Origin of the sequence: Pseudomonas sp. NPDC089996, from assembly GCF_044748405.1 — a bacterium.
Taxonomy (GTDB): domain Bacteria; phylum Pseudomonadota; class Gammaproteobacteria; order Pseudomonadales; family Pseudomonadaceae; genus Aquipseudomonas.
The window spans coordinates 36,103-58,913 of sequence record NZ_JBIVGA010000015.1 but is presented as its reverse complement, the minus strand read 5'-3'; the positions used below and the strand labels follow the sequence as shown (position 1 = coordinate 58,913).

The 22,811-nt window shown below is 63.5% G+C and carries 20 protein-coding genes; 12 read left to right on the top strand and 8 right to left on the bottom strand.

Features of this window, described 5'->3' with window-relative positions:
• Positions 1–8 precede the first annotated feature (8 nt).
• The 5 genes from ACIPW4_RS22645 to ACIPW4_RS22625 all read left to right on the top strand — a co-directional run bounded on the left by ACIPW4_RS22645 (position 9) and on the right by ACIPW4_RS22625 (position 5,863).
• Positions 9–1,103 (top strand): alginate O-acetyltransferase, encoded by a 1,095-nt coding sequence (locus ACIPW4_RS22645; RefSeq protein WP_400661654.1) that lies wholly within the window; start codon positions 9–11, stop codon positions 1,101–1,103.
• 18 nt (positions 1,104–1,121) lie between these two features.
• Positions 1,122–1,751: an alginate O-acetyltransferase AlgF gene (locus ACIPW4_RS22640; RefSeq protein WP_400661651.1), complete on the top strand. Its 630-nt coding sequence runs from the start codon at positions 1,122–1,124 to the stop codon at positions 1,749–1,751.
• A 27-nt stretch (positions 1,752–1,778) separates the two neighbouring features.
• Positions 1,779–3,173 (top strand): alginate biosynthesis protein AlgX, encoded by a 1,395-nt coding sequence (locus ACIPW4_RS22635; RefSeq protein ID WP_400661648.1) that lies wholly within the window; start codon positions 1,779–1,781, stop codon positions 3,171–3,173.
• Between the two features lie 92 nt (positions 3,174–3,265).
• The gene (locus tag ACIPW4_RS22630; protein ID WP_400661645.1) at positions 3,266–4,405 is read left to right on the top strand and encodes a polysaccharide lyase; all 1,140 of its coding nucleotides are present in this window, start codon (positions 3,266–3,268) and stop codon (positions 4,403–4,405) included.
• 3 nt (positions 4,406–4,408) lie between these two features.
• Positions 4,409–5,863 (top strand): right-handed parallel beta-helix repeat-containing protein, encoded by a 1,455-nt coding sequence (locus ACIPW4_RS22625; protein WP_400661642.1) that lies wholly within the window; start codon positions 4,409–4,411, stop codon positions 5,861–5,863.
• A 125-nt stretch (positions 5,864–5,988) separates the two neighbouring features.
• On the opposite strand, the gene ACIPW4_RS22620 is transcribed toward ACIPW4_RS22625, so the two are convergent.
• Complete coding sequence (locus ACIPW4_RS22620; RefSeq protein ID WP_400661639.1) at positions 5,989–6,420, bottom strand: GNAT family N-acetyltransferase; 432 nt, start codon at positions 6,418–6,420, stop codon at positions 5,989–5,991.
• Positions 6,410–6,796: a DUF488 domain-containing protein gene (locus ACIPW4_RS22615; protein ID WP_400661636.1), complete on the bottom strand. Its 387-nt coding sequence runs from the start codon at positions 6,794–6,796 to the stop codon at positions 6,410–6,412. Before ACIPW4_RS22615 ends, ACIPW4_RS22620 begins: the two co-directional genes overlap by 11 nt.
• Positions 6,797–6,917: 121 nt before the next feature.
• Between ACIPW4_RS22615 and ACIPW4_RS22610 the strand changes: the two genes are divergently transcribed.
• Positions 6,918–8,534 carry an inorganic phosphate transporter gene (locus ACIPW4_RS22610; RefSeq protein ID WP_400661633.1) on the top strand — a complete coding sequence of 539 codons (1,617 nt, stop codon included), beginning with the start codon at positions 6,918–6,920 and terminating at the stop codon, positions 8,532–8,534.
• A 168-nt stretch (positions 8,535–8,702) separates the two neighbouring features.
• Here ACIPW4_RS22610 and ACIPW4_RS22605 read toward each other — a convergent pair whose 3' ends face one another.
• From ACIPW4_RS22605 to ACIPW4_RS22595, 3 genes are all read right to left on the bottom strand, one after another.
• The gene (locus tag ACIPW4_RS22605; RefSeq protein ID WP_400661630.1) at positions 8,703–9,398 is read right to left on the bottom strand and encodes a glutathione S-transferase N-terminal domain-containing protein; all 696 of its coding nucleotides are present in this window, start codon (positions 9,396–9,398) and stop codon (positions 8,703–8,705) included.
• A 74-nt stretch (positions 9,399–9,472) separates the two neighbouring features.
• Positions 9,473–9,973, bottom strand: a complete 501-nt coding sequence (locus ACIPW4_RS22600) for a PaaI family thioesterase (protein WP_400661627.1) — start codon at positions 9,971–9,973, stop codon at positions 9,473–9,475.
• Between the two features lie 58 nt (positions 9,974–10,031).
• Positions 10,032–11,414 carry an amino acid permease gene (locus ACIPW4_RS22595; protein ID WP_400661624.1) on the bottom strand — a complete coding sequence of 461 codons (1,383 nt, stop codon included), beginning with the start codon at positions 11,412–11,414 and terminating at the stop codon, positions 10,032–10,034.
• 442 nt (positions 11,415–11,856) lie between these two features.
• Here ACIPW4_RS22595 and ACIPW4_RS22590 point away from each other — a divergent pair, with 442 nt between their 5' ends.
• Positions 11,857–13,107, top strand: a complete 1,251-nt coding sequence (locus ACIPW4_RS22590) for an aspartate aminotransferase family protein (RefSeq protein ID WP_400661622.1) — start codon at positions 11,857–11,859, stop codon at positions 13,105–13,107.
• A 3-nt stretch (positions 13,108–13,110) separates the two neighbouring features.
• Here the strand turns inward: ACIPW4_RS22590 and ACIPW4_RS22585 are convergent, their stop codons facing one another.
• Positions 13,111–13,413: a hypothetical protein gene (locus ACIPW4_RS22585; protein ID WP_400661620.1), complete on the bottom strand. Its 303-nt coding sequence runs from the start codon at positions 13,411–13,413 to the stop codon at positions 13,111–13,113.
• A 189-nt stretch (positions 13,414–13,602) separates the two neighbouring features.
• Between ACIPW4_RS22585 and ACIPW4_RS22580 the strand changes: the two genes are divergently transcribed.
• Positions 13,603–14,028 (top strand): hypothetical protein, encoded by a 426-nt coding sequence (locus tag ACIPW4_RS22580; RefSeq protein ID WP_400661617.1) that lies wholly within the window; start codon positions 13,603–13,605, stop codon positions 14,026–14,028.
• Between the two features lie 73 nt (positions 14,029–14,101).
• Positions 14,102–16,216 (top strand): elongation factor G, encoded by a 2,115-nt coding sequence (fusA, locus tag ACIPW4_RS22575; protein ID WP_400661615.1) that lies wholly within the window; start codon positions 14,102–14,104, stop codon positions 16,214–16,216.
• 156 nt (positions 16,217–16,372) lie between these two features.
• Here fusA and ACIPW4_RS22570 read toward each other — a convergent pair whose 3' ends face one another.
• Both ACIPW4_RS22570 and ACIPW4_RS22565 read right to left on the bottom strand, forming a co-directional pair.
• Positions 16,373–17,815, bottom strand: a complete 1,443-nt coding sequence (locus tag ACIPW4_RS22570) for a SulP family inorganic anion transporter (RefSeq protein ID WP_400661613.1) — start codon at positions 17,813–17,815, stop codon at positions 16,373–16,375.
• Between the two features lie 92 nt (positions 17,816–17,907).
• Positions 17,908–19,068 carry a hypothetical protein gene (locus ACIPW4_RS22565; protein ID WP_400661610.1) on the bottom strand — a complete coding sequence of 387 codons (1,161 nt, stop codon included), beginning with the start codon at positions 19,066–19,068 and terminating at the stop codon, positions 17,908–17,910.
• A gap of 143 nt (positions 19,069–19,211) precedes the next feature.
• Here ACIPW4_RS22565 and ACIPW4_RS22560 point away from each other — a divergent pair, with 143 nt between their 5' ends.
• From ACIPW4_RS22560 to ACIPW4_RS22550, 3 genes are all read left to right on the top strand, one after another.
• Positions 19,212–19,976 (top strand): secretin N-terminal domain-containing protein, encoded by a 765-nt coding sequence (locus ACIPW4_RS22560; RefSeq protein ID WP_400661607.1) that lies wholly within the window; start codon positions 19,212–19,214, stop codon positions 19,974–19,976.
• Between the two features lie 490 nt (positions 19,977–20,466).
• Positions 20,467–21,792: an isocitrate lyase gene (aceA, locus tag ACIPW4_RS22555; RefSeq protein ID WP_400661606.1), complete on the top strand. Its 1,326-nt coding sequence runs from the start codon at positions 20,467–20,469 to the stop codon at positions 21,790–21,792.
• Positions 21,793–22,055: 263 nt separating this feature from the next.
• Positions 22,056–22,718 carry a lysoplasmalogenase gene (locus ACIPW4_RS22550; protein ID WP_400661603.1) on the top strand — a complete coding sequence of 221 codons (663 nt, stop codon included), beginning with the start codon at positions 22,056–22,058 and terminating at the stop codon, positions 22,716–22,718.
• Positions 22,719–22,811 lie beyond the last annotated feature (93 nt).

The following is a 22,811-nucleotide window of genomic DNA, read 5'->3' as shown; positions in this document are numbered from 1 at the left end:
AGCGTGCCATGTACCCGGTGATGAATTCGGCCAGCAAGGTCAATGGCATTCTGTTCGTGGTGGTGCTGGCAGCGATGTTCGTCTATTCGCTGCCACCGGTGTTCAGTTTTGCCCGCACCTCCACCGACACCTGGAACCTGTTCGTCGACGGCAAGCTGCTGCGCAAGTTCGAGCAGGCTTACGACAAGCGCTTCTTCCTGCGTGACCCGTCGGTGCAGCTGTGGGCCGATGCCCAGTTCCACCTGTTCGACGAAGGCACCAAGGGTGTGGTGCTGGGCAAGGATGGCTGGCTCTACACCAACCAGGAATACCGCGTGCCCAACGACCTCGAGGCCAACGTGGCGAGCCAGCTGGCGCAGATCGCCAAGGTCCGCGCGCAACTGGCCGAGCATGGCAAGCAGCTGGTGATCCTGCCGCTGCCGATGAAGCTCGATGTGTATGCAGCGCATGCCCAACATGCGTTCGACCCACGGGTGACCAGCCTCTACGACCACTTCGTGGGCGAGCTGCAAAACCGCCAGCTGGACGTTGTGCCGCTGCGTGGCGCGTTCCTCGCCAACCTCAACGGCCCGCAGCTGTTCCTCAAGTCCGACACCCACTGGAGCCCGGAAGGTGCAAGGCTGTCGGCCTACGAGCTGGCACGCCAGCGCCCGCAACTGCTGGGTGACCAGGTGTACGTGTCGCACAAGGCCGGAGAGAAAAGCGTCAAGGGCGACCTGATGAACTACATCCAGTTCGACCATGCGCGCCTGGCGCCGCAGTTCGGCCCCAACCCGATTTCCCTGTACGAGACCCTGAAGGCCGAGCAAGGCGCCGACGACCTGTTCGCCGAGGAAAACCAAAGCCTGCTGCTGGTCGGCACCAGCTACAGCAAGATCGACGACTGGAACTTCGTCGGGTTCCTCAAGGAGGCGCTCAACCGCGACCTGCTGAGCATCGCCGTGGAGGCGCGTGGCCCGTTCGAGGCGATGAACCAGTTCCTCGCCAGCGACCAGCTGGCCAACACGCAGATCGACACCGTGGTCTGGGAATTCCCCCTGCGCACCCTGCTCGCGCACCGCCCCGGCTCGCTCAGCCGCAGCGCTGCGCCCCAGCATTTCTGACGATTCAAGGAGAGCCTGATGAAGCTTACCCAACTGTTCACCGCCATCACCCTGACCGCTGCAAGCCATGCCGCCCTGGCCGCCGAAGGCAACGCCGACCTCTACGATGCCGTGGCCCCGGCCGATTCGGCCTTCGTCCGGGTACTGAACCTGTCCAACGGCAACATCGACGTGACCCTCAGCGGCAAGGTCAACCCGCAGCGGGTCGCCGCCGGCCAGCTCAGCGGCTACCGCTTCACCCCTGCCGGCGCGCACAAGATCGCCGTCGGCGGCCAGTCGATCGAGCCGCAGCTCAAGGCCAATGCCGCCAGCACCGTGGTCTACGACGGCAAGCAGTTGAAGCTGATCAGCGACAAGTACGTCAACGAGCCGAAGAAGGCGCAGATCGCCTTCTACAACCTGACCGCCAACCAGGCCACGCTGAAGACCTCCGATGGCAAGCATGACGTTGTCGAGGCCATTGGCAACGGCGAGACCGGCACGCGCATGGTCAACGAAATCAAGATCGACTTCGCCGCCTACCAGCAGGACACCAAGGTCGCCAGCTTCGACGAGCAGTTCCTCAAGAAGGGCCGCTCGTACAGCTACGTGCTGCTGCCGGGCAACCGCAGCATGACCCTGGCCAACAGCATCGACCCGACCGAGTGATCATTGCCCTGCAAGGATGATTGGCACATGAAGACCCTTGTACCTTTTGGCCTGAGCGCTGCCCTGGCCTTGCTCAGCCTGCCCGGCCAAGCTGCCCAGGCGACCAGCCCGGGCTGCGAAAACCTGCAGTGCATGGTTTGCCCGGCCTTGAGCGACCCGCAACGCTATGCCGAAGGGCGCATGAAACTGATGCGCGAGATCGTGCCTGGCAAGGACCGCTGGCTGTTCCGCTCGGCCGTCGACCTGACCAACGACTTCGGCATCCCCGCGCCGATGCGCCCGGAGTTCGCCCGCCTGATGCAGGCCTTCGAACGCCAGGGCATTCATGTGGCCATGGCGATTCAGCCGACCCGTGGGCTGATGCACCGCGACAAGCTGTTCGCCGACCAGCTGCATGGTTTCGACTATGCCCGAGCCAGCAACAGCCTCGCGGCCTACCTCGGCCAGCTGCGCCAGGGCGGCGCGGTGGTGGCGCCGATGATGCAGCTGGTGCAGCAGCCGCCCAAGGGTGAGTTCTTCTTCCGCCGCGATCACCACTGGACACCGACCGGCGCCGAGGCCACGGCAAAACTGATGGCCGAAGAAATCCGCCGCCAGCCGTTCTATGCCGGGCTGACCAAGAAACAATACCGTACCGAGCCGGGCGTGATGGTGCCCAAAGACGGCACCATGAACCTGGCGATGAGCAGCATCTGCGGCAACAACTACGGTTTCCAGTACGTGCGCGGCTACCAGACCATCCCGGTGGCCGCGGGGGCCGACGCGCTGTTCGACGAGGCACCGGACCCGGAGGTGATCCTGGTCGGCGACAGTAACGCCGCAGCCCGTGAGGATGAGAGCAAGCAGTTCAACTTCGATGGCTACCTGAAGCAGTACCTGAACACCGACATTCTCAACTACGCCCTGCCCGGGGTGGGTGAAGACGGCTCGTTGCTGGAGTACCTGCTGTCGAGCGACTACAAGCCCAAGGCGCCACCCAAGCTGATCGTCTGGGAGCTGCCGGCCAACTACCGGCTCGACTCGCCATTGATGTATCGCCAGCTGGTGCCGGCGGTTCAAGGTGGCTGTGCGGCGAACCACGAACTGCTCGGCGCCAAACTGCAGCGCCCGGCCTTGAAGGTGGGTGAGCGCATCGAGCTGCTGAGCAATGCCGGCAGTGGCCGTCAGGCGCTGTCGAAGGGGTTCCTCGACATTCGCCTGAGCGACAAGAACGTCAAGGACTTCTACATCATCGTCTATTACGACAACGGTGCGCGGGACAAGGTGTGGTTCCGCCGCGAGGCGGCGGTGACCGGTGGCCAGTATTACCTGGAGCTGAGCAAGGCGCCGGAGTTTGCCGGGGCCAACCTGCTGTCGGTGTTCATGGAGCCGACCAAGGCCGGGACCGCAGCGACCGATGTGGAGACCCGGTTATGTCTTTGAAGAATGCATTGCCAAGCCTGGGGCTGCTTTGCAGCCCTTTCGCGACACAAGGCCGCTCCTACAAAGGATCGCGATCGTCTGTAGGAGCGGCCTTGCGTCGCGAAAGGGGCGCAACGCGCCCCCAGAATGCTGCACTGCTGCTCGCCATTGCGCTGTTGATCCCCCAGGCCCAGGCAGCGCAATCCATCTGGCCCGCCCACGGCACCCCGCAGTCGGCCATGATCGCCGACTACCGCACCCTGGCCTGCACCAAGCAACCACCCGCGCCCTACACCGGCAGCCTGCGCCTGCAAAGCAAATACGATCAGCGCGATGCCAGCAAGTCGACCCTGCGCAGCAGCCCCGATGCCGACAGCGAACGCATCGGCAAGCAGGTCAAGCAGTTCGTCGGTGGCCTGATCTACGCCAGCAAACGCTTCCAGGGCGCCAAAAAGCCCCAGGACGCCAATATGGCCCTGGCCTGCCAGGATCAGTGGTTGCAACACTGGGCCGAAGCCGGCGCCCTGCTCAACCCGGATGCCAGCGGCACCGGCATGGCCGCGCGCAAATGGGCATTGGCCGCCATGGCCGGTGCCGTGCTGCTGACCCAGTCGGCCAGCGACGGCAAGCTGCAACTGAATGAAACGCAGCGCAGCTGGTTCACCCGCCTCGGCGAACAGGTGATCCGTGAATACGACCCACGGCGCAGTGCCAGCGGCGTGTACTTCAACAACCACGATTACTGGGCGGCCTGGGCCGTGGCCGCCACCGGCATGCTGGTCGAGCGCGACGACTTCATCCGCTGGGCCGACGGCAACCTGCGCCGCGGCCTCGCCCAGGCCGTGCGCGCCAACAACGGCAACTATGCGTACCTGCCGCTGGAAGTGGCGCGCAGCAAGCTGGCGGCCAACTACAGCCAGTACGCCCTGGTGCCGCTGGTGCTGCTGGCCGAGTCGGCGCGTGCCAATGGCCTGCCGTGGAGCAGCGATGACCAGCAGACCCTCGACCTGCTGGCCAACTTCGCCGCCCGCACGGTGCTCGACCCGGGCGACCTGCCCGAACTGAAGGGCCAGTCCCAGGCGGACGTGGCGCCGTACAAGATGGCCTGGCTGATCCCGTTCCTGCAGCGCAACCCCGGCCATGCGCTGGCGCGCCAGTTGTACGACAGCGAAGACGGCGAGGTGGACAACTACAGCCAGCTCGGCGGCCCAATCAAAGCCTTCTACCCCCCACTGCCCGGATCAAGGAGCTGACCCATGGCCGCCCTCGCCCGCTTTTCCCTCTCGTGCCTGGCCGCCTTGTGCCTGGCAGGCGCTGCCCAGGCCGCCAGCCAGTCGTTGCCGCTCAACCAGACCGTGGACACCCTGCCTCGCGAGCAACGCCAGCTCAAGGTCGAGCAATTGCGCCAGCAAGTGCGCCAGGCCGTAGCCTTTCAGCAGGCCGAACGGCAACGCCCGGCCGGCCGCGCCAGCGTCAGCCTGCAGCCGATGTTCTCCGCCCAAGCCGGCAGCTGGCCGTTCGAGCCGTTCGTCAACAACGGCCTGTTCCGCGCCATCGCCGGCTACCAGGCGCACCACCCGCAGGTGGTGTTGCTGCGCGGCGGCAGCATCACCCTGGCGCAGTTGCACGACGCCCTGAACGACCCGCGCATCCTCAAACGCTACAAGGATGGCTACCTGCTCAGCTACCCGCTGATGATCGGCAGCGACGCCGGGCTGGCACTCGAAGGTACCAGCCTGTACCTGTCGAGCTTCTCCGGTACGGCGCTGATCAACCAGGGCTGGCTCGGGCTGAACCAGTCCAGCCTGGAGAGCATGGCCGGGGACAAACCCGGCAGCACCGACCGCGCCTGGCGGCCATTCGTGGTGGCCTGGGCGGGCAGCCATACTCAGGTAATCGGTTCGACGCTCAAGCGGCTTGGCTACAACGCCAACCTCTCCCGTGGCCTGACCACCGCCTTGAGCACCCAGCAGGCGGCCAACACGCGCCCAGCCACGGTGATCATCCGCGACAGCCAGTTCAGCGAGATGTCCAGCGCGGTGGAGCTGCAGCACAGCCAGGCGACCATTACCGGCAGCCAGTTCGAGCAGTCGCAGCAGTACGCCATCGATGTGCAGAACAGCCAGGTCATGCTGCTGGGCAACCAGCTGCGCGGCATCGACAACAACAGCGGCGTGCGCCTGCGTGGTCAGACCCGCGCCTTGGTCGAAGGCAACCTGATCCTCGGCGCGGCCAAGGCCGCCATCGAAGTCAGCGAGCAACAGGGTGCGGTACTGATGGCCGGCAACCGCATCGGCGACAACCGTGGCAATGGCATCCAGCTGCGTAACCTGGCACCCACTGCAGCGGCGCCGCTGGTGATCGACGACAACCTGCTGGCCAGCAGCCAGGGCAGCGCGGTAGATGCCAGCGAGGTGGGCGCCGTGGCGCTGCTAGACAACCGCATCGGCAATACCGCGGAATATGCCATCAGCCTGCGCAATGCCACGCCCCTTGCCGGGCCACTGGTGCTCAGCGGCAATCGCCTGGGCCAGGTCGGCAAGGCACTGGTGCGGGTGGAGGGCGTGCGGGATGTGGTGCTGGGGGGCAACAGCTTCGATGGCAAGCCGTTGTTGCAGAATCTGTTGATCGGGGATTTGTTGCCCTTGCAAGGGCAGCTGCTCGACGCCACGGTTCGCCAGGGTGAGACGGTGCGGGTGACGCAGCAGTGAACCCGCATCTGCTGTGACTGTGCTGGCCTCTTCGCGGGCATGCCCGCTCCCACAGGATCACCTCAGGTCTGAATGTTGTGAGATACCTGTGGGAGCGGGCATGCCCGCGAAGAGGCCAGCACAGGTCATCCGATAACCCGCTGCATCCTCACGAAGCAATCATCCTCGCCCATTTCGACAAACCCATGGCGCAGGTACAACTGCCGCGCCGGGTTGCTCTTGAACACCATCAGTCTCAACAACGGCAAACGCCGCTGCGCCGCCCATTCGGCGAGGGTCTCCAGCACCTGCCCGCCCACCCCGCGCCCCCGCTGTTCCGGCACCAGGTGCAATTCGCGAATGAACAGTGCCTGCCGGTCCTGGCTGAGGCTGCAGAAACCCAGCACGGTCTCACCTTCCATCACCAGCCACTGCTCGCGCCAGCCCCAGGCTTCGTCGAACGCTTCCTCGATCCACAACAGGTCGAACTCGCGGTAATAGGGCAGCATCGCCCGCCGCGTCAGGTCGCGGGCAAAGGTGCAGTCGGCATCGCTCGCGGCGATCAGCTCAACGGGCATAGCACACCGGCGAGCTGCCCGGGCCGCGCCGCTCCAGTTCGTCTTCCAGCCACGCCGCCAGTACCTGGGCATTGTTGTGCTCGGTGTCCTTGCCGGCGTACAGCAGGGTCAAGTTGCCTTTGGCGGCAAGATCAAGCAGCGAGTACCAGTGTTCAGGGTGCGCCGCCAGTTCCTCGTGATAACGCCGGGTGAACTCGGCGAAATCCACCTCGCCCTGGTGAAACGCTTTGCGCAAATCATTGGAGGGCGCCACCTCGCGCAGCCATTGTCCGTGCAATTGGTCCTTGCGTTTGTTGCGCGGCCACAGGCGGTCGACCAGCACCCGCTGGCCATCGTCCTTCTCGTGCGCGTCGTAGACACGCTTGCAGCGAATCATGGGGTTCTCCTGCCTTTACCGTCTGTCTTGAGACTAGGTAATTCATTGACCGAGGTCACGTCCACACAAGGAATAGTTTCTATGCTCAGTGCCACTCTCGCCGCCCCCAATCGGAGCCCCCATGGCAACCCCGTCCCTGGCCAGCCAGCCAGCACTGGCCCATAGCGACGCCCGCCCGCAGCTTTCGCACAGACCCGGGCGCGCCACTTTGGTGTTGTTCTTCAGCCTGCTGCTGGCCGGCATTGCCTACACCGCCTGGAGCCTCAAGCAGGACATGGCTGCCAGCGGCACGGTGATCACCACCGTCACGCCGTTTCTGCTGCTGGGCCTGGCCCTGCTGATTGCCTTGGGCTTCGAATTCGTCAACGGCTTCCATGACACCGCCAACGCAGTGGCCACGGTGATCTACACCCACTCGCTGCCTGCACCGGTGGCAGTGGTGTGGTCCGGGCTGTGCAATTTCCTGGGCGTACTGCTGTCCAGCGGCGCGGTGGCGTTCGGCATCATCGCCCTGCTGCCAGCGGAGCTGATTCTGCAGGTCGGTTCCTCGGCTGGATTCGCCATGGTCTTCGCCCTGCTGCTGGCGGCCATCATCTGGAACCTCGGCACCTGGTGGCTGGGGTTGCCGGCGTCTTCTTCACACACGCTGATCGGCTCGATCATCGGCGTCGGCGTGGCCAACGCGCTGATGCACGGGCGCGAGGGTACCAGCGGGGTCGATTGGGCTCAGGCCAGCAAGGTTGGCTATGCCCTGCTGTTCTCGCCGTTGATCGGCTTTGCCTGCGCAGCCCTGCTACTGCTGGCGCTGCGCGCGCTGGTCAAGCGCAAGGCGCTGTACCAGGCGCCGGAAGGCCGCACGCCGCCGCCGTGGTGGATCCGCGGGGTGCTGATCCTGACGTGCACCGGCGTGTCATTCGCCCACGGTTCCAACGACGGGCAGAAAGGCATGGGGCTGATCATGCTGATCCTGGTGGGTACTTTGCCGATGGCCTATGCCTTGAACAAGACCATGCCCAGCGCGCAGGCGCTGCAGTTCTCCGCCGTTGCCGAAGTGACCCGCCAGGCGTTGCTGCGCACCGATCCCGGGCCGGCCCCGGCCGATCCACGCCAGGCGTTGACCGCATTCATCGCCGAACCCAAGGCCAGCGCGCAACTGGTGCCGGCACTGGCCGCGCTCACCGGCATGATCGGTGACCAGGTCAAAGGCTACGGTTCGCTGAAGCGCGTACCAGCCGAAGCCATGGCCAACGTGCGCAACGACATGTACCTGACCAGCGAAACTGTCCGCCTGATCGAGAAGAAGCAGCTGGTGGCGTTCGATGCCGATACCCATCGCCATGTGCAGCTGTTCAAGACCCAGCTGGACGACGCCACCCGCTACATCCCGCTGTGGGTCAAGGTGGCCGTGGCCATCGCCTTGGGCCTGGGCACCATGGTTGGCTGGAGGCGTATCGTGGTGACGGTGGGCGAGAAGATCGGCAAGACCCACCTGAGCTATGCCCAGGGGGCTTCGGCCGAAGTCGTTGCCATGTGCACCATCGGTGCGGCGGACATGTTCGGGCTGCCGGTGTCGACCACCCACGTGCTGAGCTCGGGGGTGGCCGGTACCATGGTCGCCAACGGCTCGGGGATTCAGAAACGCACGCTGATCAACCTGCTGATGGCCTGGGTGCTGACCCTGCCGGCGGCGATGCTGTTGGCCGGGAGCTTGTACTGGCTGCTGAACCAGATTTTCTGAACTGGATTGAACGCTTTTTTGTGGGAGCGGCCTTGCGTCGCGAAAGGGCTGCGAAGCAGCCCCCAGCGATATGTAATGCGGCATAAATCCTGGGGCCGCTTCGCGCCCCTTTCGCGACGCAAGGCCGCTCCCACAAAGCCCGCTCCTACAGGCGCCGGTGCAAGCTGATCAGGCAGGGATCTTCAGACCACGCTGCACCGCTGGCCGCTCAAGGAACTTGGCCAGCACCCGCTGCACTTCCTTGAACTCATCGAAGCCCACCAGCTCGCGGGCGTTGTAGCGCTCCACCAGGTTGCGCACCCACGGGAAGATGGCGATGTCGGCGATGCTGTATTCATCGGCCATCCACTCACGCCCTTTCAGGTGCCGGTCCAGCACACCCAGCAGACGCTTCGACTCGTTGACGTAACGGTCACGCGGGCGCTTGTCTTCATATTCCTTGCCAGCAAAGAAATGGAAGAAACCAACCTGGCCGAACATCGGCCCGATGCCGCCCATCTGGAACATCAGCCACTGCAGGGTCTGGTAACGCTGGGCCGGGTCGTGGCTCAGCAACTGCCCGCTCTTTTCCGCCAGGTACTGCAGGATCGCACCCGACTCGAACAGCGCCAGCGGCTGGCCGCCCGGGCCGTTGGGGTCGAGGATCGCCGGAATCTTGTTGTTGGCGCTGAGCGAGATGAACTCGGGGCTCAGCTGGTCATCGTTGTCGAAGCTGACCTTGTGCGGCTCGTAGGCCAGGCCAATCTCCTCCAGCATGATCGATACCTTGACGCCATTGGGCGTGGGCAGCGAGTAAAGCTGCAGGCGCTCGGGATGCTTCGCGGGCCATTTACGGGTGATGGGGAAAGCGCTCAGATCGGTCATGGTCAACCTTGGCCTTGGGAATGGACTTGTCACTCTAGAGACATCCCGTGCGGCTGACCATCACCTGCCGCTGATCAGCTGGCCTGACCGTGCGCCTTGAGCTTGAGCTTCTCGGTGTCCACCCGCACGAACACCGAGTCGGCACTGACCGTCAACACATCGCCAGCCCAGACTTCGCAGATGACCCGGGTCTTGCGCCCGATCTCACCTTCCACGCGCGCCTTGAGCAGCAGCTCAACGCCCATTGGCGTAGGTTTGAGGTAGTTCAGACCGAGGCTGCCGGTGACACAATCAATGCGCGGGAGGCTACCCGCTTCGCGGCCTTCGGCGCGGTAGTGGTAAGCCATGGCGGCCCAGTTGGAGTGACAGTCGACCAGCATGGCCAGCAGGCCGCCATAGACCAGGCCGGGCCAGCCGATGAAGGTTGCATCTGGCGTATGCCGGCACACCACGTGGATGCCGTCGGCATCCCAGTGACTCTGCAGGTGCAGGCCGGAAGGGTGGGCGCTACCGCAGCCGTAGCAGGTGCCTTCAGGGGCGGCGAGGGCTTGCAGGGAAGGTGTCGGGTCGTTCATACGCTACCTGCGCTTGTTGGAATGGGGGCGCGAAACGCCCCTCATTAAAGCAGAAACCTCAAGCCGGCTGGGCAACTACCTTGCCGCGCTTCTGGGCCAGCGCCACCAGCAGGATGAAAAAGGTCACGCCGGCAGTCATCAGCGTCTCGTAGCGGTAGGCATCGCTGAACAGCATGTAGCCCAGGACCATGACGATCGTGCCGATCACCAGCCAGGTCAGCCACGGAAACAGCCACATCTTCAGTTCCAGCGGGCGCCCTTCCCGTTCGGCACGGGCGCGCATGCGCAGTTGCGACACGGCGATCACCAGGTACACCAGCAAGGCAATGGCGCCGGTGGTAGACAGCAGGAAGCCGAAGACCTTGCCCGGCAGCACATAGTTGACGAAGCAACCGACGAAACCGGCCAGGGTCGAGAGGATCACCGCCACGGTCGGCACGCCGGCACCGGAAATGCGCCTGGTCATGCTCAGCGCCTGGCCACGGGCGCCCAGTGAATAGAGCATCCGCGATGCCGTGTAGAGGCCGGAGTTCATGCAGCTGGTCACGGCCACAAGCACCACCAGGTCGACCAGCAACTTGGCCCCCGGCACGTTCAGCACTTCCAGCACGCGCTGGAACGAGCCCACCGCTTTGAGGCTCGGGTCGTTCCAGGCCACCAGCGACACCACCAGGAAGATCGACGCCAGGTAGAAGATCGCGATGCGGTACACCACCAGGTTGGTGGCGCGGCGGATCTTGTCTTTCGGGTTGGCGGTTTCGTCGGCGGCAATGGTGACGATCTCGGCGCCGAAGAACGAGAAGATGGTGATCAGCACGCCACCGAGCACGGTGCCGAAACCGTTGGGCATGAACCCGCCGTTGTCCCACAGGCGGCTGATGCCGGATACCTCGGCCAGCGGCCAGAAGCCGAACACGGCCAGGCTGCAGACCCCGATGAAGGCGATGATCGCGACCACCTTGACCAGCGCGAACCAGTACTCGAACGCACCGAAGTTCTTCACGCTGACCAGGTTGCTGCCCGACAGCACAACCATGATCAGGAAGGCGAACAGCCAGGACGGCACCGCCGGGAACCAGGCATGCAGGATGTCTGCACCGGCGATGGCCTCGACCGGGATGATCAGCACCCAGAACCACCAGTACAGCCAGCCGATGGTGAAGCCCGCCCACGGGCCGATGGCCTCGGAGGCGTAGGTGGAGAACGAACCGCTGTTGGGGTTGGCGATAGCCATTTCGCCAAGCATGCGCATCACCAGCAATACCAAAAGGCCGGTCATGGCGTAGGAGATGAGAATCGCCGGGCCTGCAGTGGCAATGGCATTGGAAGACCCGATGAACAGGCCGGCACCGATGATGCCGGCAATGGAAATCATCGACACCTGACGCGAGGTCAGGCCGTGCTGCAAGGAACGCTGTTTGTTGTTGTGTAGCGAAGCCATGGAGAACCCTCGAATGGGTCGGCCGGCGTACGGCTCTGTATCCGTCGACGGCTGAAGAATTGGAGCAGAATTCTTGTAGGTCGTAGTGCTCGTTGTTGTTGTTTTATGTCGCCGGTCGCGCACTTTCCTCCACTTCGCCGTACCGGTCGTCATCGTTGTTCGAGGTCAGTATTCATCTACAGGGCGAGGTCAACAAACGACCTTTTAGAAGCACATGATTCCAGTACGGAATGAACTCGAGCCTTATTTCTCGATATTCGTACTGAGGCGGGATTGAATATTGTCTTGAACCGCCCTATCACCAGCCATAAGACCGATTATGAACAGCATAAAATCCGCTAGGTCATGAATCCAGGGAATGACTGCAATCAAATAATTCGTTTGCGAAATAATACGACGGCGCGCTTGGATATTAAGAAACTTGAACAAGGTCGACGCGTCCATGAAGCTGGAAAGTATCAGTCAATCCATTGCCATCGTTCATCCGATCACACTTTCCCATGGCCGCAATGCCGAAGTCTGGGATACCGACGGCAAACGCTACATCGACTTTGTCGGCGGTATCGGGGTGCTCAACCTGGGCCACTGCAACCCGGCCGTGGTCGAGGCGATCCAGGCCCAGGCCAGCCGCCTGACCCACTACGCGTTCAACGCCGCCCCTCATGGCCCGTATCTGGAGCTGATGGAGCGCCTGCGCCAGTTCGTCCCGGTCAGCTACCCGCTGGCCGGCATGCTCACCAACAGTGGCGCGGAGGCAGCGGAAAACGCCCTGAAAGTCGCCCGCGGCGCCACCGGCAAACGCGCCATCATCGCCTTCGATGGTGGCTTCCACGGCCGCACTCTGGCCACCCTGAACCTCAACGGCAAGGTCGCGCCCTACAAGCAGCGGGTCGGCGAACTGCCGGGGCCGGTGTACCACCTGCCCTACCCCAGCGCCGACACTGGCGTTACCTGCGAGCAGGCGCTCAAGGCCATGGACCGCCTGTTCAGCGTCGAACTGGCAGTGGAGGACGTGGCGGCATTCATCTTCGAACCCGTACAAGGCGAAGGCGGCTTCCTCGCACTGGACCCTGCGTTCGCCCAGGCGCTGCGGCGCTTCTGCGACGTACGCGCAATCCTGATCATCATCGACGAGATCCAGTCCGGCTTTGGCCGCACCGGCCAACGCTTCGCCTTCCCGCGCTTGGGGATAGAACCGGACTTGCTGTTGCTGGCAAAAAGCATCGCCGGCGGCATGCCGCTGGGTGCATTGGTCGGGCGTCAAGACTTGATGGCAGCGCTGCCCAAGGGCGGCCTGGGCGGCACCTACTCGGGCAACCCGATCGCCTGTGCGGCGGCACTGGCGAGCCTGGCACAGATGACCGACGAGAACGTCGCCACCTGGGGTGAGCGCCAGGAACAAGCGATCGTTGGCCGCCACGCCCGCTGGAAGGCTGCCGGCCTGAGCCCGTACATCGGCCGCCTGACCGGCACCGGTGCCATGCGCGGCATCGAATTCATCAATGCCGATGGCAGCCCGGCGCCCGCCCAGCTGGCCAAGGTGATGGACGCAGCGCGCGCCAGGGGGTTGCTGCTGATGCCCAGCGGCAAGGCGCGGCACATCATTCGTCTGCTGGCACCGCTGACCATCGAGGCCAAGGTACTCGAGGAAGGGCTGGATATCCTCGAGCAGTGCCTGGCCGAGCTGAGCTGAGCCTTACAGGCCCAGTTCTTCAGGGGTGAGCATGTCGGACTCGAAGGCGATCCAGCCGCCTTCGAGCTCGGCGTGGCCGTTGACGATCGGGCCGTAGTAGGTCAGGCCGTTCTCGAGGGTCACGCAGATGTGCGTGGCGGTTTTTTCGGGGGCCGCGAGCGTACCGACGAAATGCACCTTCTTCAGGGTTTCGGTCACCGCTTCCAGACCGACGCGCATGCCCGGGTTTTCCGAGGCTTCGGTGTCACCGCCACGGTCTTCGGCGCTGATGGTCACGGTGGCGGTGTAAGGGTACTGGGTGCTCAAGCGGGGTTACCTCAAAGGGTGTCAGGGTGTATGGGCGCGTAGAGTACGGCAGGCGGTCTCTGTTGTCTCTAGTGGCCTCTTCGCGGGACAAGCCCGCCCCTGCAACAGCGCAGAGGCCGGGCCTGCAAAAGATGCCCCGATCTGTTAGGGTGCCCGCCGATGCACGCCACACCACACGAGGACACCTGAGTGAGCGCCGAAGAACCCCTGATCGCCGACCTGTTCGAGGTCGACAAACGCCTGACCCTCAAGCCCGTCGTGGACTTCAACAGCTACCTGCGCAATGCCTTTGGCGAAGGCTCGTGCCGCTGCTACCGTTGCGCCGAAGGCAGCGACGAAGGCGCCTACAGCCACGCCCACAACTTCAGCTTCGAAGGCCGCCCGTGGCACCGCCGCTTTGCCAGCACCGCCGGCAGCGACGTCGCTCAGGTGCTGAAAAAGGCCTGGCTGTCATACACCAAGGCCGACCTGAGCCTGATCGGCGCGCTGGACCTGGCCACCCTCAAGACCTTCACCGAAGCCGCCCTGCACGAGCGCCTGCTGGCCCTGCTGCCAGCCTGCGGCCTGGCCCGTGAAGTCGACGGCCAGTGGATGCTGCAAGCCCAGGCTGACTGACGGCCCGGCGGCACGGCAGGATTCTGTCCGTCTGCTAACGTGGGGGAATCCGCCCATCCGCAGGTAGTCCGCCATGGCCCGTACAACGCCCATCGAGCTGTACCGCAATATCGGTATCGTCGCCCACGTGGACGCCGGCAAGACCACGACCACCGAACGCATCCTGTTCTACACCGGGGTCAACCACAAGATGGGCGAGGTGCACGATGGCGCCGCGACCATGGACTGGATGGCCCAGGAGCAGGAGCGCGGCATCACCATCACCTCGGCGGCGACCACGGCCTTCTGGCAGGGCTCGACCAAGCAGTTCGCCGACAAGTACCGCTTCAACATCATCGACACCCCCGGCCACGTCGACTTCACCATCGAGGTGGAGCGCTCGCTGCGCGTGCTCGATGGCGCGGTGGTGGTGTTCAGCGGCGCCGACGGCGTCGAGCCGCAATCGGAGACGGTCTGGCGCCAGGCCAACAAGTACCACGTGCCGCGCCTGGCCTACATCAACAAGATGGACCGCCAGGGTGCCGACTTTCTGCGAGTGGTGAAACAGATCGACCAGCGCCTGGGCCACCACCCGGTGCCGATCCAGCTGGCCATCGGCAGCGAGGAGAACTTCATCGGCCAGATCGACCTGGTGAAGATGAAGGCCATTTACTGGAACGACGCCGACAACGGCACCAGCTATCGCGAAGAAGACATCCCTGCCGAACTGCAGGCACTGGCCGACGAATGGCGCGCGCACATGATCGAGGCCGCCGCCGAAGCCAATGATGAGCTGACCATGAAGTTTCTCGACGGCGAGGAGCTGAGCGTCGATGAAATCAAGGCTGCCTTGCGCCAGCGCACCATCGCCAATGAAATCGTCCCGACCATTCTCGGCTCGTCGTTCAAGAACAAGGGCGTACCGCTGATGCTCGACGCGGTGATCGACTACTTGCCCGCGCCCTCGGAAATCCCGGCGATCAAGGGCACCGACCCGGATGACGAAGAAAAGCACCTGGAGCGTCACGCCGACGACAAGGAGCCGTTCTCTGCCCTGGCCTTCAAGATCGCCACCGACCCCTTCGTCGGCACCCTGACCTTCGCCCGGGTGTATTCCGGCGTGCTCAGCTCAGGCAACGCCGTGCTCAATTCGGTGAAGGGCAAGAAGGAACGCATCGGCCGCATGGTGCAGATGCATGCCAACCAGCGCGCCGAGATCAAGGATGTGTGCGCCGGTGACATCGCTGCGCTGATCGGCATGAAGGACGTCACCACTGGCGACACCCTGTGCGACATGGACAAGCCGATCATTCTGGAACGCATGGACTTCCCCGACCCGGTGATCTCGGTGGCGGTGGAGCCCAAGACCAAGGGCGACCAGGAGAAGATGGGCATCGCCCTGGGCAAGCTGGCCCAGGAAGACCCGTCGTTCCGCGTGCGCACCGATGAAGAAACCGGCCAGACGATCATCTCCGGCATGGGTGAGTTGCACCTGGACATTCTCGTCGACCGCATGAAACGCGAGTTCAACGTCGAGGCCAACATCGGCAAGCCGCAAGTGGCCTACCGTGAGAAGATCCGCAACACCTGCGAGATCGAGGGCCGCTTCGTTCGCCAGTCCGGCGGGCGCGGCCAATACGGCCACTGCTGGATCCGCTTCGCCCCTGGCGATGAAGGCAAGGAAGGCCTGGAATTCATCAACGAGATCGTCGGCGGCGTGGTGCCGCGCGAATACATCCCGGCGATCCAGAAGGGTATCGAGGAGCAGATGAAGAACGGCGTGCTGGCCGGCTACCCGCTGATCAACCTGAAGGCGGCAGTGTTCGACGGCTCCTACCATGACGTCGACTCCAACGAGATGGCCTACAAGATCGCGGCGTCCATGGCCACCAAGCAGCTGTCGCAGAAAGGCGGCGCGGTGTTGCTGGAGCCGGTGATGAAGGTCGAGGTGGTGACACCCGAGGAGTATCAGGGCGATATCCTCGGCGACTTGAGCCGACGTCGCGGGATGATCCAGGATGGCGACGAGACACCCGCTGGCAAGGTGATCCGCGCCGAAGTACCGCTAGGTGAGATGTTCGGCTATGCCACTTCGATGCGCTCGATGACCCAGGGGCGGGCCAGCTTCTCGATGGAGTTCACCCGCTATGCCGAGGCACCGGCGAGCATTGCCGATGCCATCGTCAAGAAGAACCGCGGAGAAGCCTGAGTTCGGTGCGCCCCCTGTGGGAGCGGCCTTGCGTCGCGAAAGGGCCGCAAAGCGGCCCCGGCAATTCATGCATCAACGCCTGAATCCTGGGGCTGCGCTGCAGCCCTTTCGCGACGCAAGGCCGCTCCCACAAAGACCGTACCTGCGGCCGAGGCTTCAGTGCTGCTCGCCAGCCCGCTTCAGCAGCTTCTTGCAGCGCTCCGACAAGTGCACCACGCGCAGATGCTTGCCCGCCTTGGCATAACGCTCGCGCAGGGTCTTCAATGCCGCAATCGCCGAATAATCGACAAAGCTCAAGTGCTGGCAATCCAGCGTGACCTTGGCGGGATCATTAGCCGGGTCGAACTGGTTCAGGAACGGCGTGGTCGAGGCGAAGAAGAGCGTGCCATGCACCTGGTAATGCTTACCCCCTTCCCCGTCTTCGTGGCTGTCTGCATAAAGCTCACGGGCATGCTGCCAGGCAAAATTCACCGCCGCGATGACGATCCCGAACAACACCGCCGTGGCCAGGTCGGTGAACACTGTCACCACCGTCACTGCGATGATCGCCAGCACATCGCTCACCGGCACCTTGTGCAGCACCCGCAGCGATGCCCAGGCAAAGGTCTGCTGGGCCACCACGAACATCACCCCGACCAGCGCCGCCAGCGGGATGCGCTCGATCAGCGGCGACAGGAACAGTACGAACAGCAGGATCATCACCCCGGCTACCACGCCCGACAACCGGCCACGGCCGTTGGAACTGAGGTTGATCACGGTCTGGCCGATCATCGCGCAGCCACCCATGCCACCGCACAGGCCGGAGATCATGTTGGCTGCGCCCAGGGCCACGCATTCGCGGTCCGGGTAGCCGCGGCTCTCGGTAATTTCATCGGTAAGGTTTAGCGTCAGCAGGGTTTCCAACAGGCCGACCATGGCCATCAGTACCGCATAGGGGGCGATGATCTTCAGGGTTTCCAGGCTCCACGGCACCTGCGGCAGGGCCAGCTGCGGCAAGCCACCGGCAATGTGCGCCATGTCGCCAAGGGTGCGGGTCGGCAGGTCGAGCAGGTACACCAGCACGCCAACTCCGAGGATTGCCACCAGCGCCGGCGGTACCGCGCGGGTTAATTTCGGCAGCGCGTAGACCACCAGCATGGTCAACGCCACAAGGCCGATCATCAGGTAAAGCGGTGCACCGCTGAGCCAGTGCTCCCCGTCCTTGAAATGCTCGAGCTGAGCCATGGCGATGACGATCGCCAGGCCGTTGACGAAACCGAGCATCACCGGGTACGGCACCAGCCGCACCAGCTTGCCCAGGCGTAGCAGGCCGAACAGGATCATCACCACCCCGCCCAGCAGCACCGTGGCCAGCAGGTATTGCACACCGTGCTGCACCACAAGGGCGACGATCACCACCGCCATCGAGCCTGCGGCACCGGAGATCATCCCCGGGCGGCCGCCGAACAGCGCTGTCAGGGTGCAGATGATGAAGGCGCCATACAGGCCCATCAATGGGTTGAGGTGAGCCACCAGGGCGAAGGCAATGCATTCGGGCACCAAGGCGAACGAGGTAGTCAGGCCGGCGAGCAGGTCGGCGCGTAGTCGGGCGGGTTTCATGGGCATCCTGTGGTGCGGTCCAGGCGGACGGTACGGAAAAACAAGGGCGCGATGTTACGGAATTTGTCTGACAGCGGCCACCGCAAGGCGTGTCATCGGCCTGTGCGGGTCAGCCACTGCGCCATGGATGCGTCCTCCAGGGCGTATTCGCCCCGGTTGGCCTTCCACACCAGCTCCTTGTCGCGCAGGGCATCCAGGGCCTTCTGCACGTTGGGCGTGCTGGCATTGGCTTCAGCCCGGGCCTGCTCCAGCTTGCGTGCGACATCGATCAAGGTCTGCTCGGTGAACGGCGAGAACGGCTGCCGGCCCTGTGCGCGTTCGGCCATGACTTCAAGCACCGCCTGTTGCAAGGGTGAAAGCTCATTCCAGGCACTTTCGTAGTCACTCCACACCCCTGCCTGGTGATTGAGCGCTCCGGTGCGCAACAACTCACCCAGGTTGGCCGCCTCGCCCAATCCCACACTGACCTCGGCCAACAATTTGTTGAGCATTTCCGGCCGCCGCCCCACCAACTCGAAAGCGTATTCCAAGTCCTCGGCCTTGAACTGGTTGCTGTCCGCCAGGCGGCGGTTCCACAGTTCGGTAATGAAGCCGACATACTCGCGCCCCAGCAACGGGAACGGGGTAATGCTGGCACCGAAGAATGGCTGCTTGCTCTTGAGCACCAGGTTGGCGAGCTTGTCGCGGCTGGACCCGGTGAACACCAGGCGCAGACCGTCCGGGCGGTCTCCACGATTGAGATGGTCGCGTGCCGCCTTGAGGGCGAACATGGCATTGAGGCCATCTTCACTGTTGAGCGCGTGCTGCGCTTCATCGATGATCAACACCACCATCTGCCCTGACACCTGGTGCAGCACCGCAAGCGCCTGGGCCAAGGTGGTACCGGCTGGCAGTTGTGGGCGGGTGAAGTCCCAGCTGAGGGTACGCAGCAGGTTGATCTTGTCGATGCCCGCTTTCTTCGCGGCCTTGGCCAGCGCACTTTCGAAACCGCCCAGCGCGGTGCCGATCGCACCGCTGATCAGGTCGGCCGGGGCAGCATCGCGGTCCGACCACAGGTCGACATACACCGGCAGCCAGCCACGCTGCACGCACTCAGGGATGAAGTCGTTGTTGAGGAAGGTACTTTTGCCGGTACGCCGAGGTGCAGCCAGGAACATACCCGAGCTGTAATCGACCAGCGACTCACCGGCCAAGTCCTTGGCCAGGGTTTTGGCCAACTGATCGCGACGCAGCAGCGGACGAGAGGGTGACATGCCATTATCCTCAATTATCTTTCCAACTATAATTTATAGCCTACAAGATAAAAGAAGATAAAACACCCTCCTCCCGTCCCTGGCAGACCTGCAGGCGGCCAGCTGTGATCCAGGCCCGGCAAACTCCTGACAAATTTGCCATCATGTTGATTCCACCTGCGGAGATCATGGACATGCCGCTACGCCCCCTCCTCACTGCCCTGCTGCTGGCAGCTAGCCTCACGGCCCAGGCCGCCACCGAGGTGGTGCCCCTGCAGCATCGCAGCAGCGCCGAACTGCTGCCCGCCGCCCAGGCCTTCATCGGCCGCGACGGCACGGTCAGCGCCTTCGAGAACAAACTGATCGTCAACGCCAGCCCCGAACGCGTCGACGACCTGCGCGCCCTGCTGCAACAGCTGGACACCGCGCCCAAACGCCTGCTGATCAGCGTCGACAACAACGACAGTAATTACCAGGACAACCGTGGCAACGGCCAGGTCATCCGCTACGGCACCAGCAACCGCGACGGCGGCATGCAGCAAATCCAGGCCAGTGAAGGCCAGCCCGCGTTGATCCAGATCGGCCAGAGCATCCCGATCACCAGCACCAGCACCGACGGCTACGGGCGCATCCAGAGCAACACCGAATACCGAAATGTAACCCAGGGCTTCTACGTCACACCGAGCCTGAGTGGCGACACGGTTCGTCTGCAAATAAGCACCAATAATGACCGAATGAGCCATGAACGTGCCGATGTAGTGAAAGTGCAAAGTACCGACACGACAATCAGCGGAAGGCTCGGCGAGTGGATCACCCTGGCCGGTTACAACCAGCAGAGCCAAGCCGAGCGCAACCCGTCAAGCCGTACCTACAGCACGCAACGGGGTGAAAACATGACTTTGCGCGTAAAAGTCGACGTTCTGGACTGATCCCAGACAATTCAAGGCCTCGACCAAAGGCCTTGAAACTGACCACCAAGTCGCACTAGACCAAAGATGTAGTAAGACGAAAAAAGCACTACAAAACCGTTGACAGGGTCTTTTTCCCAAGGGCATGATGGCCTCGCTCCCGCTAATCAGGGGCCCTGGCAAGGGCCTTCGAGGCGTACTCCTCCCACCCCTGGAGGCACCTCGTGTCTATACGGCCCACAAGGCGGTTCGACGGGATTGCGACTGCAACGAAGAAGTTGTCCCGAGGGACGGAAGCGCATCACCGCAGTACTGGCAATCGCGTCGCACCGCAGCAAGGCAACCACGAGCCGACCTGCCGGAGCACACCTGCGCCTGGCCTGCACCTCCTTCCCCTTCGAGCCTTCGCGTTCGCCGCCGCACTCCCCCGGACAGGACAGCCGCCAGGTCCCTGATCTGCCCCGAGCATCAGCACAATCAACCCAAGATCGATGCGACGAGGTTTATTTCCATGGCACTGACACGCGAACAGCAAATTGCAGCCCTCGAGAAAGACTGGGCCGAGAACCCGCGCTGGAAAGGCGTGAGCCGTACCTACACCGCCGCCGATGTCGTTCGCCTGCGTGGCTCCGTGCAACCTGAGCACACCTTTGCCCGCCAGGGTGCGGAAAAACTGTGGAAGCTGGTCACCGAAGGTGCCCACCCGTCCTTCCGCCCAGATAAAGATTTCGTCAACTGCATGGGCGCCCTGACCGGTGGCCAGGCAGTGCAGCAGGTCAAGGCCGGCATCCAGGCCATCTACCTGTCTGGCTGGCAGGTTGCCGCCGACAACAACTCGGCCGAGTCCATGTACCCTGACCAGTCGCTGTACCCGGTCGACTCGGTACCGACCGTGGTCAAGCGCATCAACAACGCCTTCCGCCGCGCCGACCAGATCCAGTGGAAAGCCGGCAAGAACCCAGGTGATGACGGCTACATCGACTACTTCGCGCCAATCGTGGCCGACGCCGAAGCCGGTTTCGGCGGCGTACTGAACGCCTACGAGCTGATGAAGAACATGATCGAAGCGGGCGCCGCCGGCGTGCACTTCGAAGACCAGCTGGCCTCGGTGAAAAAATGCGGCCACATGGGTGGCAAGGTACTGGTACCGACCCAGGAAGCCGTGCAGAAGCTGGTGGCCGCGCGCCTGGCTGCCGACGTATCGGGTGTGCCGACCATCATCCTGGCCCGTACCGACGCCAACGCTGCCGACCTGCTGACCAGCGACTGCGACCCGTACGACCAGCCGTTCGTGATCGGCGAGCGTACCCGTGAAGGCTTCTACAAGGTGCGTGCCGGCCTCGACCAGGCCATCGCCCGCGGCCTGGCCTACGCCCCGTACGCCGACCTGATCTGGTGCGAGACCGCCAAGCCGGACCTGGACGAAGCCCGCCGCTTCGCCGAAGCCATCAAGAAGGAGTACCCGGACCAGCTGCTGTCGTACAACTGCTCGCCTTCCTTCAACTGGAAGAAGAACCTGGACGACGCGACCATCGCCAAGTTCCAGCGCGAGCTGTCGGCCATGGGCTACAAGCACCAGTTCATCACCTTGGCCGGCATCCACAACATGTGGCACGGCATGTTCAACCTGGCGCACGACTACGCCCGCAACGACATGACCGCCTACGTGAAGCTGCAGGAGCAGGAATTCGCCGACGCCAGCAAGGGTTACACCTTCGTGGCGCACCAGCAGGAAGTCGGTACCGGCTACTTCGACGACATGACCACCGTTATTCAGGGTGGGGCTTCGTCGGTGACTGCGCTGACCGGTTCGACCGAGGAAGAGCAGTTCCACTGATAGTGGGTTGCTGACCGAGGCCCGGGGCTTGCAAAAGCCTCGGGCCTTTCTTTTTGGGCTACAGAGGACTTGTAGGAGCGGCCTTGTGTCGCGAAAGGGCTGCACGGCAGCCCCAGGATCTTGAGCAATGGCATCAATTGCTGGGGCTGCTATGCAGCCCTTTCGCGACACAAGGCCGCTCCTACAAGGATTGCAACGGACCTGAGAACGCAAACCCCAGGATCAGGGCTATGCTTGTGGCAGCCCAGCAGCAAGGACCGCCCATGCCCCGTCCAAGCCACCTGATGATGCTCGCCCTGGCCGCCGGCGCCCTCTATCTATATACACTGGCCAGCGACAACGCCCTGCTCGGCTTGCTGGCCAAGCCCATTCCAGTGTTGGCATTGATTGCCTGGCTATACACCGCGCCCGTCACACCCTATCGTCGCTGGATCACCATCGGCCTGGCGTTCTCGGTACTGGGCGACATCCTCCTGGCCATCCCCGTCGACCTGTTCGTGTTCGGCCTGGCCGCCTTCCTCTGCGCCCACCTGGCCTACCTGCGCGCCTATTGCGGCAAGACCCTGCGCCCCGCCCTGCCCGCGCTGCTGTTGAGCGCCATCACCGGCATCACCCTGTTCAGCGTGCTGGCCAGCCACGGCCTTGGCCCGCTGCTGGCCCCGGTCGCGGTCTACGCGCTGGCCATCAGCGCCATGCTCTGGCGCTCGCTGGCCTGCGGCGGTGTTGCCGCATTGGGCGCCTGTCTGTTCGTATTCTCCGACAGCCTGATCGGCATCGACCGCTTCGCCAGGCCGTTCGCTGCCGCGCCATACCTGATCATCCTCGCCTACTGGCTTGGCCAGTGGGCAATCGCTTCGTCGGCTCGTCATGGCTCAACCGATAAAGTATTGACCCAGAGCGGTACTCGCGGTGTCGGAACCTGCTAGAACACGAGTCTTTCGCATTTGCAAGCAGGGGAGATTTGCAGATGAACTTATCAAGGTGCAGAACAGCCAAATTAGAACGCACCAGGCCAAATG